Source organism: Micromonospora sp. WMMB235 (assembly GCF_001855515.1).
In the GTDB taxonomy this organism is placed as follows: Bacteria; Actinomycetota; Actinomycetes; order Mycobacteriales; family Micromonosporaceae; genus Micromonospora; species Micromonospora aurantiaca.
This window is the reverse complement of record NZ_MDRX01000001.1, coordinates 3631578-3644975: the sequence shown is the minus strand read 5'-3', so window position 1 is coordinate 3644975 and position 13398 is coordinate 3631578. Positions and strand designations below refer to the sequence as shown.

Below are 13398 nucleotides of genomic sequence, written 5' to 3'. Positions count from 1 at the left end.
CTTTCCGGACCCGGAGGGGCCGGCGAGCAGGACGACGCGGTGCGGGTGTTCCATTACCTTCAGTGACTCCGGCCAGACGGATTGCTATCAAATTGCATCAACATCTCATCACACCTCCGGTGAGGGACAACCTGGGCTTTCTCTTTGCGGAGCGGCGTGATGGAATCTCGGAGGTCCGACCCGCCGGGTCGGTCGCTCGGCGTTGCCCTCAGGGTGGCGCGGGGTGCGGTAATGCGAGGGCGGTGACGTGAGCAAACGGCCAACGACGGCGGGCTCCTTCCTGTCGCGGCTGCGCCGGCCGATGAGTCGGCTGCGCGACATGCCGATCTGGTCCAAGCTCGGTCTGATCATGATCGTGCCGACCATCGCCACGGTCGTGGTGGGCACCAGTGGTCTGGTCGACCACCTGGAGACGCTCAACAATGCCAACCGGGCGGGGGATCTGGCCAACCTGATCGGCTACTCGGGTGACCTGGTCGACACCGTGCAGGACGAGCGGGTCGGCGCCGTGCTCTTCCTCGGCGCGAAGGAGTTCCAGACCCGGGCGCAGTACCAGGAGGGTTACAACCGCGCCAACCAGCGGGTGGACCAGGCGAAGTCGCCGTACCTGCGGCAGCGTGGCGAGATCGACGACCTGCCCCGCAACTTCGTCGGGCTGCTCGACACGATCGACACCCAGCTGAAGGACCTTCCGGCGACCCGCAGCCAGGTGCTGAACGGCAAGCTGAAGATCAACGACGCCGACCAGGCGTACCGGCAGCTGATCGAGGACCTGCTCGCGATCCGCGACTCGGCCACCCAGCTCGCCGGCAACAACGACCTGAGCGACCGGATGCGCGCGGCGGCCGCCGTCGCCCGGCAGAAGGAATACCTGACCCAGCGCCGGGTCGTCGTCCACCAGGCGCTGACCCAGAACCAGTACACCGCCGCGCTGCGCGAGCAGTTCATCGCCAGCGGCACCGGCCAGTCGCAGTCGCTGGCGACCTTCCAGTCGGTCGCCACCGAGCCCGACAAGCTGTTCTACGAGCAGACCGTCTCCGGGCCCGACCTGCGCAAGGCCGACCGCTTCACGAGTTTCGTCTCGGGCAACAACAACGGCTCGATGGAGAACGCCCCGTTCGGGGCGGACCAGTGGGACCAGACCATGGTCGCCAACGCCAAGCTGATCCGGACCGTGGAGGCCCGGCTCGACGGCAACGTGGTCCGGCAGGCCGACGCGCTGCGCTCGGACACCCAGCGCCAGGTGTTCCTGGAGACCGGCCTGCTGCTCACCATGCTGCTGCTGGCCATCCTGTTCGCGTACCTGGTGGCCCGCTCGATGGCCCGGTCGCTGCGCGACCTGCGCCAGGGCGCCCTGGCGGTGGCCCAGTACGGGCTGCCACAGGCGGTCGCCCGTCTGCGCGACCCGCAGGTGACCGGCCAGCTCTCCCCTGTGCAACTGGCAAACCAGATCGCCGAGCCGCTGCCGGTGCGCAGCAAGGACGAGTTCGGCCAGGTGACCGAGGCGTTCAACGCCGTCCACCTGGAGGCCGTCCGGACCGCCGCCGAGCAGGCCGCCCTGCGGGCCTCGGTTGCGACCATGTTCGTCAACCTGGCCCGCCGCTCGCAGATCCTGGTCGACCGGCTGATCGGCCACCTCGACCGCCTGGAGCGCGGCGAGGAGGACCCGGACCGGCTGGCCGAGCTGTTCCAGCTCGACCACCTGGCCACCCGGATGCGCCGCAACGACGAGAACCTGCTGGTCCTCGCCGGTGCGGACTCCACCCGTGTGCAGCGCGAGCCCGCCGCACTGATCGACGTGCTGCGCGCCGCCCAGTCCGAGGTCGAGCACTACACCCGGATCGAGTTCGGCGTGATCGACCGGGACATCGAGGTCGCCGCCCACGCGGTCAACGACCTGGTGCACCTGGTCGCCGAGCTGTTCGACAACGCCACCGCCTTCTCCCCGCCGGACTCGCAGGTCATGGTGGAGGCCCGGCGGGTCGGCGACCGCGCCTCCCTCTACGTGGAGGACCGCGGCATCGGCATCAGCCCGGACCAGCTCCGCGACCTCAACGAGCGGCTGGCCACGCCGCCGCAGGTGGACGTCGCGGTCTCCCGGATGATGGGCCTGGTCGTGGTCGCGCGGCTGGCCGCCCGGCACGGCGTCCGGGTCGAGCTGCGGCCGGGTGCCGACCGGGGCACCGTCGCCGACGTGACGCTGCCGACCTCGGTCCTGGTGCCGCGCGCCCTGGCCGGCCGTGGCCTGCCCGGACCGGCCCTGCCGGCCGCGGGCCCGCAGCAGAACGGCCCGGCACCGGCCTTCGGCGCCCTGGCCGCCTTCGGCAACAACAACCCGCCGAGCCTGCCGCCGGCGCCCCACCCGGGCTCCTCGGGCAACCAGGTCACGCTCGGCGGACGCGCCTTCGACCCGGCGCCGCGCAACGGCTCGGGCACCCCGGCGAACGCCGGTGGCGGCCGTGCCATGCCGGCCTGGTCCGACCTGACCGGCGCCAGCCCGTCCGGCGGCGACGGCGGATTCGGCGGCCGGCCCAACGGCCAGTCGACGGACCCGCTGCCGCAGCGGCGCAACCCGGCCGACGGCGACCCGGGCAGCACCGGCCAGCAGCCGGCGATCCCGCGCCAGCTGCCGAGCAGCCCGGAGGCGCGGCCCTACAGCCCGCCGCCGGTCTCCGCGCCGCCGGTCCCGCCGGTGTCGGCCCCGCCGCTGCCCCCGGTCTCCGGCGCGCCGGTCTCCGGCAACCCGCTGCCGTACCGCCCGGTCTCGGCCGCGCCGGTCTCCGGCGACCCGTTCTCGGGCCGCCCGGTCTCCGCGGCGCCGGTCTCCGGCGACCCGCTGCCGTACCGTCCGGTCTCGGCCGCGCCGGTCTCCGGGCACCCCGCGCCGGTGTCCGGGCAGCCCGCCGCCGGGTACCCGGCCTCCGCGCCGCCGGCGAACCAGCCGCAGGCACGTCCGATGCCCGCACCGGGTGTCAGCGCCCCGCCGGTCTGGCCGCCGGTCGCGCCGACCCCGGCTCCGGCGGCGCCGGAACGGCCCACCAGTGGCATGGACATGACCACCGAGCTGCCCCGGGTGCCGCGCACGGAGATTCCGGCCACCCCGCAGCAGGCGGCCGGCCAGCCGTCCGCCGCTCCGGCCGCGAGCCGGCCGGCCGAGGCCCCGGCGGCGAACCGCCCGGCGGCACCGGTGGCACGCCCGGCCGCGCCGCAGCAGCAGGGCAACCGTCAGCGGTACGCGGACGAGACGATGGAGCTGCCGATCTTCCGGGAGCTGGAGTCGGCGTGGTTCCGCACCCGCCGGCCCGGACCCAACGAGGAGTCGGCGGCACCGGCCGCGACGACGAACGGCGGCGCCGCCACCCAGCAGTTCGCCAAGGTGGACACGGCCGGCCGGCCCGTGCCGCAGAAGACACCCGCAACGACAGGTAACACGCCGATGGCACACACTCCGACGGCCGGCGGAGCACCGCGTGACAACGGCGCGGCGAACGGGAACACCCGTCCCGCGCACACCGGCGGGTTGCCCACCCGGCAGCCGACCGCGTCGCCGCAGTCCTCCTCCCCGTGGCAGACGGCGGCCGACGACGGCTGGCGTGCCGCGTCGGCGGCCACCGAGGTCCCGGTTGCGGAGACCACCCAGAAGGGCCTGCCGAAGCGGACGCCGATGGCGCAGCTCGTGCCCGGCAGCATCGAGAAGCCTTCCGCGTCGGTGCAGCGGCGTACTCCGGAGGGTGTTCGGGGCCTGCTCTCGGCCTACCATCGGGGCGTACAGCGCGGGCGTAACACCGACAGCAACACGACCGGCCCGGAGGGCACTCCGGGCGGGCAGCAGTCCTCGCAGTCTGGCTCAGGCCCGGTGGCCGGGAGCGGGCAGAAGGAGCAACAAGGATGACTACTACGCAGGATCTCGGATGGCTGCTCGCCAACTTCGCCGACCGGGTGCCCGGTGTGGCGCACGCGGTCGCGGTCTCGGCCGACGGCCTGCTTCTCGCCTCGTCCCGTGACCTTCCGCGGGACCGCGCCGACCAGCTCGCCGCGATCGCGTCCGGTCTGGTCAGCCTGACCCAGGGCGCGGCCCGCTGCTTCGAGGGCGGAGCGGTGTTGCAGACAGTCGTCGAGATGGACAACGGTTTCCTGTTCCTGATGTCCATCTCCGACGGCTCGTCGTTCGCTGTGCTGGCGGCGCGGAGCTGCGACGTGGGTCAGGTCGGGTACGAGATGGCCCTGCTCGTGGACCGGGTGGGCGATGCCCTGACGCCGCAGCCGCGCACGGCTGTGGGGATGATGGGCTGAATGACGCGCTGGCCGGTGGGTCAGGTGCGGGAACAACTACGACAGCGACGGATGCCACCGGGGCGAGCCGGTGCCGGGTACGAGGGAGGTGAGCGGCGAAATGGCGGATCGTGACGAGCCGACCGGAGCGTTGGTCCGGCCGTACGCCGTTACCCGCGGCCGTACCCGTCCCCGGCTCGACATCGCCCTGGAGGCACTCGTCGAGACGACGGTGCGCGGCCGAGCGGTTGCCACTGGCAATGGTGGCGGCCACGGTCGTGAACACCAGTACATCGCCGCGTTGTGTGACGGACGTGTGCAGTCGCTCGCCGAGATCGCGGCGCGGATGCAGCTTCCGCTCGGCGTGGCCCGGGTGCTCATCGCCGACATGGCGACGGACGGCCTGGTCGCGGTCCACGAGCCGACCATCTTGGACGACTCCGACGACGCGGTGGGCACTGAACTGCTGGAGAGGGTGCTGAGTGGACTTCGCAGGCTCTGACATGTCGCACCGGCCGCCGGCCCCGAGCGGCCGAGTGACGTCGGCGAAGATCGTTATCGCCGGTGGGTTCGGCGTCGGCAAGACGACGCTGGTCGGCTCGGTCTCCGAGATCACGCCGCTGACCACCGAGGCGATCATGACCTCCGCCGGTGTCGGCGTCGACGACACCCGGCAGGTGCCGGGTAAGACGACGACCACGGTGGCGATGGACTTCGGTCGTATCTCGATCGACCGGGATCTGATCCTGTACCTGTTCGGTACTCCGGGTCAGACGCGGTTCTGGTTCATGTGGGACGAGTTGGTCCGGGGTGCGATCGGCGCGGTGGTGCTGGTCGACACCCGCCGGCTCGCCGACTGCTTCGCCGCGATCGACTTCTTCGAGCACCGGCGGTTGCCGTACCTGATCGCCATCAACTGCTTCGACGGCATGCAGTACCACGATCCGCAGGACGTCCGGGACGCGCTGGCGATCTCCCGCGACGTGCCGGTGGTGCCGTGCGACGCCCGGAACCGGGAGTCCACGAAGCACGTGCTGATCTCGCTGGTCGAGTACGTGCTCACCATGCGGCGCTCGCGGGCCGTCGCGCCCGCCTGACCGACGCGCGGAAGCGCCCGGCGGCCTCAGGGCCACCGGGCGCTTCCTGCCGTCTGGGGGCGGACACGGTACGCGATCGCCCGGTGACCCTCCAGGCGGGACGGTCACCGGGCGACGGGTGAGGTCAGGCGTACCGGGTCCAGTTGCCCCGGAACACCTGGTAAACGGCGAGCGAGTCGGGCTCCATGCCGCCGTGCCGGTCGGCGCGGAACGCGTATCCGCCGGCGATGCCCTCGACGGTCTGCGCCTGGAGGAGCGCCCGCAGCCGGCCCCGGTCCAGGCTCGTCGCCATCCGCGCCGACGTGGCGAGGAGCTGGAGCGCGTCCGAGGCGTACGGGGCGAAGTCCGGGCTGACGCCGTGCCGCTGCGTGTAGCGGTTGACGAAGTCCCGGCGGGCCAGCTGCGCCGTCGTGGTGGCGGTCGCAGCGGAGACGTCCAGGCAGGCCGGGTGCACCGCGTACGCGCCCTCCACGGCGGCGGCGTTCGCCCCCTGGACGGTGTCGTCGGCGACCGCGCCGGCGTCGAAGAAGATCGGGCCGCGGTGACCGGCGGCGCGCAGCTCCCGTGCCGCGACACCGGAGTCGGGTGCGGTAGCCCAGACCACCACGCCGTCCCGCTGGCCCCCGGCGACGCGCTCGGCGGCGGTACGGAAGCGCCGGCCGGTCGCCGGAAGGCGTACCGTGCGGGCCAGGTCGGTGCTGCTGTCGGCGAGCGCCTCCCGCATCGCCCGCACACCCGAGTCGCCGTGCATCCCGTCGGCGGCGAGCACCGACACCCGCCGGATCTTCTTGGACTCGAACAGCTCCACCAGGCGACGTGCCATGTCGACGGCGTCCGGGGTGAGCTTGTAGGTGAACGTGCGCTCGTCCAGCGGCAGCGCGATGCGGTCACCGTAGCCGAGCGACAGGAAGGGCGTCTTGACCCGCTGGGCGGCCGCCGCGAGGGCCACCGAGGTCTCGCCGAGCACGCCGCCGATCAGCGCCTGGGCGCCGGCCCGGGTGAACTCGGCGGCGTGGCGGGCGGCGACCTCGGGATTGCTGCCGTTGTCCAGGATCTGGAGCCGGACCGACCGGACCAGGTTCCCGACCGGCAGGCCGGTGCGGTTGAGCGAGTCGGCGGTGAGCTGAAGGGCCTGCCGCTGGGCGACGCCGAGCAGCGACCCGGCGCCGGTCAGTTCCAGGCTCGCGCCGACGATCAGGTCCTGGTCGCTCGGCGCGCTGCTGGACGGGCCGTCGTCCGGCCGCTGGCCCTGCGGCGCGCACCCGGCGAGCAGCAGGCTCCCGGCAGCGGCGGCGAGGACGCCCCGCCGGGTGAGCACAGTGGAGTCGAACGCCGGTGTCGCCAATGGAATCGCCTTCCCACCCCGGCGAACAGGCGCCGCCGCTGGTCCGCCGGGTATGTTCCCGGCCGGTCCAGCCCAGCGTCAAATCGTCCCGGTGTGGGATGGAACACCCCGGCGGGCCCGGTCAGGAGCGGTAGCCCGCCGAGCGGTACTCGTACTCCCGGTCGTCGTCGCGGTCGCCGGTGTCGCGGGTGAAGTCCCAGCCGCCGGCCGCCTCACGGCCCGGACGGCCGCCCACGGCGAAGCCGCCGATCTCCTGGCCGCGCCGCCAGCCCCGGAAGTATCCGGTGGTGTTCTCGGCGAGGCTCGCCGCGTTCCGGACGATCCGCAGAGGACGCTCCTCGCGCAGCGGGGAGCCCGGGACCAGGTTGGCCTGCGGCACGCGCTTCGGCAGCCCGGCCTTGGTCTCCGCGCCGACGGCCGGGCGGGCCGCCTGCTCGGCCGCCTGCCAGCCGGTGTCGGCGGTGGTCGACCACTCCAGGTCGGCCTCGTCGCCGTGGCCGACGAACCAGGCGGACTTGGCCTGCGCGAAGATCAGCAGGTCGCCGTCACCCTCGTCGGAGACCGGCGGCGGCCGGTGCTCCTTCGGGGCGGGACGCCGCTCGGGCGCGGCGGGCAGCGGTACGCGGCCCGGGTCGCCCTGGTCGACGAGACGCAGCGGGGGCGTCTCCAGGCCGGGGTCGGCCGGCCGGCCCATCTCGTCGCGCAGCGCGCGGTCGGCGAGCGGCGGCGGCTCCACCAGCCGCAGCATCGGCGGCTCCTGCGGCAGGTCGTCGGCGAGCCACGGCGGCGTGACCCGGCCCGGGTCGCTCGGCGCGTCCACGCCCCGCCCGTACGGGTAGGTGGTGCCCTCCCGCTCCCGGGCGGTGTCGTCCTCGGTGTTCACCAGCGGCCAGTTCGCCCGGGAGCCCGGCGGCGCCTCCGGCGCGGGCGGACGCGGGGCCGGCACCGGGATGCTCAGGTCGGTGGCGCTGAATCCACCGGTGGGCGGTTCCTGGTGCGGGTTCTGGTTGGTCTTCGGCCGGGGCGGGATGACTGTGCGCTGCCGCTCGGCCCGCGCCTTGTTGATCGCCGCGGTGGTGAGCGTCGGGCGGAACGGCTCGCCGGCCTCGGCCGGCGGCACGGCGCCGCGCGGGGACGGGGCGATCGGCGTGATCCCGGGTGGCGGCGGAGGCGGCGCGGAGACCGGCCGGTTGGTGGGGCCGTCCACCCGCGACGGCAGCGGCGCGCCGGTCGGCTCGGGCCGCGCCGGGGGAGCCGAGGACGGCCGGCCCAGTGCTGCTGCCGGAGCGACGGGCGTGACCGGCGCCGGGGCGACCGGCGGCGGCGTGACGGGCGCGGGCGCGACAGGTGGCGGGCCGAGCGGCCGGGGCGTCGTCGTGGCGGCCGGACCGGACACCGGCTCCGGACGGCTGCGCCGCCCGCCGGGGAGCGGCTCGGGACGACCGCGACGACCGGCCGGCTCGGGTGCCCCGGCCGGCTCGGGACGACCGCGGTGGGGCTCGGCGATCGGGTCCGGCTGGATGGAGCGCACCGGACGCAGGTCGGCCGCGGGCGTCGAGGCCAGCTCGTCGACCTGCTCGCCCCGTCGGGCGGCGGCCCGGCGGCCGGTCGCGGGAGTGGGAGCGGTGCGTTCGGCGAGCGCGCCGACGAGCGCGTCGCAGCCGGCGTCACAGGTCCGGACGGAGGCGACGGCCTGGCGTACGGTCTCGGCGACGGCCGCGGTGAGCGTGCGGTTGACGGTGGCCCGCCGGGGCGTCTCGGAGATGGCGACACGCAGCGCGGTCACCGCGTCGGAGACGGCGTCGGCGTCGGCCACGCCCTCGCTGGCCAGCTGCGCGACGACCGCGTCGGCGGCCAGCGCGCCGTCCCGGCCACCACGGCCCGCGGGGCCGGTGAGCATCCCCGGCTCGGGCAGCGCGTCGAGGACCGCCAGGGCGACCCGGTCGGCAGGATCCGGGTAGGCCCGCAGCGCGGCCGGGTAGAGCTCGCGGAGCACCTCGCGCAGTGTCACGGCGGCGGAGTGACGGCCACTCGCCAGCGCCGCGTGCGCGGCCAGGACCTGCGTGTATCCGGCGAGTTCGCGCGGCGCCGGGAGGGTCACCGCGGAGAGCGCGCCGGCCTGAAGCGCACGGGCCAGCCCGACCGCCCGGCGCTCGGCGGGCGGGGACTGCATCTCCTCCAGGGAGTCGTCGTCGGCGAAGCGCTCGGCGAAGTCGTCGACCGAGTCGTCGTCCGCGATCGCCAGCGGGCGGCCGGCGGCGCTCAGCAGCGAGGTGACGATGTGGTCGTCGCTGTCCGCGGCGATGGCCGCGCCGCTCGGACCGCCGGACCGTTCCACCAGCAGCGCGACCAGCCGGGCGTAACCGGCGGGATCGTCACCGATCTCGCAGACGTGCAGCAGACGGCCTGCGTCGTCGACCACAGCGGACGTCAGCGTCGTTCCGGCCGAAGCCGTTCGGTCGGCCGGATCTGCCGAGGCCAGACCGCAGTACACGCGCACGAGCGCCACGGCGTCGTCCTCCTCCCGGGACACAGGTCTTGCTCTGCCAGAGACTGATGCTCCCCGCTCCGGGTCAGTCGCGCCAGTCCACAACCGCAGAGATCTTGCCGACAATGGTGCGCCAACCCAAACTTGCGGTTTGTGCCCCGATTTTCTTCAGCCGCCGACGACCCAGGAAACCACCGACGCCACCGTTGACGGAAGCGCGCAGCGCCTCGTCCAGGTCGTCCAGGCTGGAGCCCGCCGAGAGCATGTCCAGCACGGCGGGTAGCCGCAGGGCGTACGCCAGGTCACGGGCGATCTCACCGGCTTCGATGAGCAGCTCGTGGTCCCACGCGTCGTGGCCGCCGCGCAGGTTCTCCACCACCAGGTCGAGCTCGTACGTGTCCTCGTCCAGCGGGGCGATGTCGGCCGGCTCCAGCCGTTCGGACAGTTCATTCCAACTGTCCAGCTGGGACAGGTCGTTGGGCGCACCGGAACGGATGAAAGTGACCAATGACTCCGGCGTCTTGAACAGCAGGAGCCGGCCCTTGTGGGTGAGGAAGACCGGCACCTCCTCGTCGCCCGCCTCGTCCTCGTCCTCGTCGTCCTCGGCGTCGTCCTCGCCGGCCTCGGCCTTCTCGTCGTCCGAGGCGTCGGCCTTGCCCTTGCGGCGGGACTTGGCGTCCTTCTCCTCGTCCTCGTCGTCCTCCTCGGCGGAGAGGGCGGCGAACTCCTCGTCGAGGATCACCACCTCCTCGTCCTCCTCGGTCTCGACGACCTGACGGCGGGCCAGGAACGGGTCGTCCTGGTCGCGCTCGGCGACGTCGGTCGGGGTCAGCTCGCGCGCCTGCCGGTACGCCCGCAGCGTGAAGCCGGTGCCGGCGGGCAGGGCGATCTCCACCGGGTCGATCCGCACCTCGTCCCAGAGCGCGCGGTCGGCCGGCGGGCGGTCCTCCTCGACCTCGTCGGCCGCGGCGGCGGCGTCGGTGTCGTCGAGCTCGGGCTCGTCGGCGTCGGGCCGTTGGGGCGACTGGCGGGCCACGCTGACCTCCGTGTGCGTTCGGGTTGCCCACCCGACGGCGTCGCGCCGCCGAGTGACTCTGCGCACATACCCTAGTGGGCGACGGTTCCGACCGGGAGTCGCACCCCTTGGCGTCGCGGCGGCGCGACAAGTAGCGTTGCTACGCATGAAGGCGCAGGCGCTGCACGGACACCTGGACGCGCTGCTGCTCGCCGTGCTGGAACGGGGCGCGCTGCACGGCTACGCGATCATCGAGGCGTTGCGTGCCCGCAGCGGCGGCACGCTGGATCTGCCCACCGGGACCATCTATCCGGCTTTGCGCCGGCTGGAGCGGGCCGGGCTGGTGGCGAGCACCTGGAGCACTGTGAACGGCCGGGAGCGCCGCACCTACGAGCTGACCGATGCCGGCGGCCGGGCGCTGGCGGGGGAGCGGGCCGGCTGGCGCGAGTTCAGCGCCACCGTCGGACGGTTCCTCGGCGCGGACGAGCCACCCACCGCACCGGCCTGACCGCGGCGGCAGCCCGGCCCGCCGAGCGGGCAGCCGGACGCCCGAGCAGCAAGCCCGAGGGGCGGCCGCTCAGCCGGCCAGCCGGCGGTCGGCGAGCACCCAGCAGCGGGCCGCCCGGGCCAGCGCGAACCAGGCCGCCGAGACCACCATCATCCCGATGACCAGGGGCGGCCAGGTGAGCGCGGCGTCCCACAGCCCGATCGACCAGCCGAACAGCGCGCCCCCGGCGACCGCGCCGAGCAGCAGGCTGCCGGTCAGACCGAAACCGATCAGCCGCGCCGGGCGGACGAGCCGCGGTGAACCCCACCGGGCGACCAGCGGACCGACCAGCAGCGCGACCAGCGCCAGCGCGGCGACCACGCCCCAGATGCCGTTCAGCGCGGCGGAGAGCAGCAGGTAGCTCTGTGGCGGGGGCGGACCGTCGCTCCAGCTCGACCCCTGCCAGGTCAGGTCACCGGCGGCGATGAGCACCACCGCCACCACGAGCGTGCGCAGCGCCAGCCCGCGCAGCGCGCCGACCGCCAGCTCGGCCTGGAAACCCGGCACGAGCTGGGCGTCGCTGCCGAACTCGGCGACCGCCCGCCGCTGCGCCTCCGCGCGCGGCAGGCCCCCTTCCCGGTACGCCTCGACGGCGTCCTCCAGCGCGTGCCGCGCCTCGGTCAGCAGGTCGGCCTTGAGCCGGTTCGGTCCGTGCAACCGCGTGGACAACTCGTGCAGCCGGCGGTCGACCACTGCCTCCTCATGCACCCGCATGCGGGTAAGCCTGCCACCGGCGGGCGACAACCCGCGTCAGGGAAAACCCCGATCGGCCGGACGTCAGGGCGTGATCGCCAGGTAGCCGCGCTCGGCCGCCTCCTGGCGCAGCCACTGCTCCCGGTACCAGCCGGGGCGCGCCACCAGCTCGTCGTGCCGGCCGCGCTGCACCATCCGGCCGCCTTCGAGCACCACGATCTCGTCGAACCCGGCGAGGCCGCTGAGCCGGTGGCTGATCAGCAGCACCGAGTGCCCGGCCGGGGTGGCGGCGAGCGTGGAGTCCAGCACCGCGTCGGCGGCCGCCGGGTCGAGCCCCTCGGTCGGCTCGTCGAGCACCAGCACCGGTGGGGCGGCCAGCAGCGCGCGGGCCAGCGCGAGCCGCTGCCGCTGCCCGCCGGAGAGCTGCCCGCCCTGCTCGCCGACCACCGTGTCCCAGCCGTCTGGCTGTTCGCGTACCCAGTCGAGCAGTCCGGCCGCCCGGGTCGCGGCGACCAGGTCCGCCTCGGTGGCGTCCGGCCGGCCGAGGAGCAGGTTCTCCTTGACCGTGGCGTGGAAGACGTACGCCTCGGCGAGCAGGCCGCCGACCACCCGGGGCAGGTGCTCGGCCGGGATCTCGGACACCGGCACGCCGCCGGCGGTGACGCGGCCGGTGTCGGGGCGTACCGCGCCGGTGAGCACCGCGGCGAGCGTGCTCTTGCCGGCGCCGCTCGGCCCGACCACCGCCACCCGCCGGCCGGCCGGCAGGTCGAGGCCGAACCCGGCCAGGGCGGGGGCGGCGCCGGCCCGGTAGCGGACCGTCACGTCGGCGAACCGCACGTCGTGGCCGTCGACAGTGGGCTCCGGCGCGTCCGGTGGGGTCGCCGGGCCAGGCTCGGTGAGCAGGTCGGCGACCCGGGCCAGCCCGGCCCGCAGCTGGGTGCGCTGGCGGGCCGCCGCGACGAGCGCGAGCGCCACCTCCACGGCGGCGAGCGAGCCGACCGCGAGGACGCCGACGAGCACGCCGCCGACCTCGGCGCGCAGCGCCACGACCACCACGGCGGCGGCGGTGAGAGCAGCCACGAGGACGCCGAGCGCGTCCACCGCGAAGCCGGTCGCGGCGAGCCTTCGTTCCAGCCGGGCCAGTCGTCCGGCCCGCTCGTCGGCGGCGGCGAGCGCGGCGCCTGTCGCGCCGAACGCGGCCAGGTCGGCGGCGCCGTGGGTGAGGTCGACCGCGTCGACGGCGAGCGCGCCCCGCAGCGGGGCCACCTCGTCGGCGGCGCGGCGGGTGATCCGGGCGGCGAGCGCGGGGAGCGCCACGCCCGCCACGAGCAGGCCGAGCGCGAGCACACCGGCGGCCGGTGGCGAGATCAGCGCGGCGACGCCGACCGCGAGCACGCTGACCAGCGCTGCCGCCGCACCCGGTACGAGGACGCGCAGGAGCAGATCCTGGGCCGCCTCCACGTCCGACACCAGCCGGCTCAGCGCGTCCCCGGTACGGCGGCCGGTCTCCCGGCGGGCGGCGAGCGTGGCGAAGACGCGCGCCCGCACGTCGGTGATCATGCGGAGGACGGCGTCGTGCCCGGCGAGCCGTTCGGTGTACCGGAACACGCCCCGGCTGACCGCCAGTGCCCGGACCGCGACGATCGCCACCGTCAGCCGGTCCAGCGGCGGACGGCCGGCGGCGCTCATCAGCAGCCAGGTGGCGGTGGCCATCAGCGCCAAGCCGGCGAACTCGGTGGCGGCGGCGAGCAGCCCGGCGCCGAGCAGCCGGCTCAGGTAGGGCCGGGCCAGGCGCAGCACCGCACGTTCCGCGCCGGGCCGGGCGGGCGCGGGCGGTTCCGGCGAGCCGGAGGGCGGCACCGGAACCCCCGTCGGCCCGGCCGGCTCGCGGCCCACAGGCGTCACGCCGTCGGCGGCGGTCACCGGGTCACCACCGGGCGG

At 74.7% G+C, this 13398-nt stretch carries 10 protein-coding genes; 5 read left to right on the top strand and 5 right to left on the bottom strand.

Annotated features, from left to right (window positions below; all coding sequences use genetic code 11):
* The first annotated feature begins 247 nt into the window (after nucleotides 1-247).
* From BFV98_RS15445 to BFV98_RS15430, 4 genes are all read left to right on the top strand, one after another.
* Nucleotides 248-3892 carry a nitrate- and nitrite sensing domain-containing protein gene (locus BFV98_RS15445; RefSeq protein ID WP_071096850.1) on the top strand — a complete coding sequence of 1215 codons (3645 nt, stop codon included), beginning with the start codon at nucleotides 248-250 and terminating at the stop codon, nucleotides 3890-3892.
* Complete coding sequence (locus BFV98_RS15440; protein WP_013283992.1) at nucleotides 3889-4293, top strand: roadblock/LC7 domain-containing protein; 405 nt, start codon at nucleotides 3889-3891, stop codon at nucleotides 4291-4293. Before BFV98_RS15445 ends, BFV98_RS15440 begins: the two co-directional genes overlap by 4 nt.
* Nucleotides 4294-4393: 100 nt before the next feature.
* On the top strand, nucleotides 4394-4774 hold the full coding sequence (locus BFV98_RS15435) for a DUF742 domain-containing protein (protein ID WP_013473970.1): 381 nt from the start codon (nucleotides 4394-4396) through the stop codon (nucleotides 4772-4774).
* Between the two features lies 1 nt (nucleotide 4775).
* The gene (locus tag BFV98_RS15430) at nucleotides 4776-5369 is read left to right on the top strand and encodes an ATP/GTP-binding protein (RefSeq protein ID WP_013283994.1); all 594 of its coding nucleotides are present in this window, start codon (nucleotides 4776-4778) and stop codon (nucleotides 5367-5369) included.
* A gap of 124 nt (nucleotides 5370-5493) precedes the next feature.
* Here the strand turns inward: BFV98_RS15430 and BFV98_RS15425 are convergent, their stop codons facing one another.
* The 3 genes from BFV98_RS15425 to BFV98_RS15415 all read right to left on the bottom strand — a co-directional run bounded on the left by BFV98_RS15425 (nucleotide 5494) and on the right by BFV98_RS15415 (nucleotide 10238).
* Nucleotides 5494-6714 carry an ABC transporter substrate-binding protein gene (locus BFV98_RS15425; protein WP_013283995.1) on the bottom strand — a complete coding sequence of 407 codons (1221 nt, stop codon included), beginning with the start codon at nucleotides 6712-6714 and terminating at the stop codon, nucleotides 5494-5496.
* 121 nt (nucleotides 6715-6835) lie between these two features.
* Nucleotides 6836-9247, bottom strand: a complete 2412-nt coding sequence (locus BFV98_RS15420) for a transposase (protein ID WP_071096849.1) — start codon at nucleotides 9245-9247, stop codon at nucleotides 6836-6838.
* 40 nt (nucleotides 9248-9287) lie between these two features.
* Nucleotides 9288-10238 carry a DNA primase gene (locus BFV98_RS15415; protein WP_071096848.1) on the bottom strand — a complete coding sequence of 317 codons (951 nt, stop codon included), beginning with the start codon at nucleotides 10236-10238 and terminating at the stop codon, nucleotides 9288-9290.
* A gap of 145 nt (nucleotides 10239-10383) precedes the next feature.
* On the opposite strand from BFV98_RS15415, the gene BFV98_RS15410 reads away from it, so the two are divergent.
* Nucleotides 10384-10725 carry a PadR family transcriptional regulator gene (locus tag BFV98_RS15410; protein ID WP_013473973.1) on the top strand — a complete coding sequence of 114 codons (342 nt, stop codon included), beginning with the start codon at nucleotides 10384-10386 and terminating at the stop codon, nucleotides 10723-10725.
* Nucleotides 10726-10794: 69 nt separating this feature from the next.
* On the opposite strand, the gene BFV98_RS15405 is transcribed toward BFV98_RS15410, so the two are convergent.
* Nucleotides 10795-11478 (bottom strand): permease prefix domain 1-containing protein, encoded by a 684-nt coding sequence (locus BFV98_RS15405; protein ID WP_071096846.1) that lies wholly within the window; start codon nucleotides 11476-11478, stop codon nucleotides 10795-10797.
* 63 nt (nucleotides 11479-11541) lie between these two features.
* Nucleotides 11542-13380: a thiol reductant ABC exporter subunit CydC gene (cydC, locus tag BFV98_RS15400; protein WP_071096844.1), complete on the bottom strand. Its 1839-nt coding sequence runs from the start codon at nucleotides 13378-13380 to the stop codon at nucleotides 11542-11544.
* Nucleotides 13381-13398 lie beyond the last annotated feature (18 nt).

Bases quoted from the DNA above. Each gene is read 5' to 3' on its own strand.
- BFV98_RS15430 (WP_013283994.1), top strand. From the start codon at position 4,776: ATGTCGCACCGGCCGCCGGCCCCGAGCGGCCGAGTGACGTCGGCGAAG.
- BFV98_RS15440 (WP_013283992.1), top strand. From the start codon at position 3,889: ATGACTACTACGCAGGATCTCGGATGGCTGCTCGCCAACTTCGCCGAC.
- BFV98_RS15405 (WP_071096846.1), bottom strand. From the start codon at position 11,478: ATGCGGGTGCATGAGGAGGCAGTGGTCGACCGCCGGCTGCACGAGTTG.
- BFV98_RS15410 (WP_013473973.1), top strand. From the start codon at position 10,384: ATGAAGGCGCAGGCGCTGCACGGACACCTGGACGCGCTGCTGCTCGCC.
- BFV98_RS15435 (WP_013473970.1), top strand. From the start codon at position 4,394: ATGGCGGATCGTGACGAGCCGACCGGAGCGTTGGTCCGGCCGTACGCC.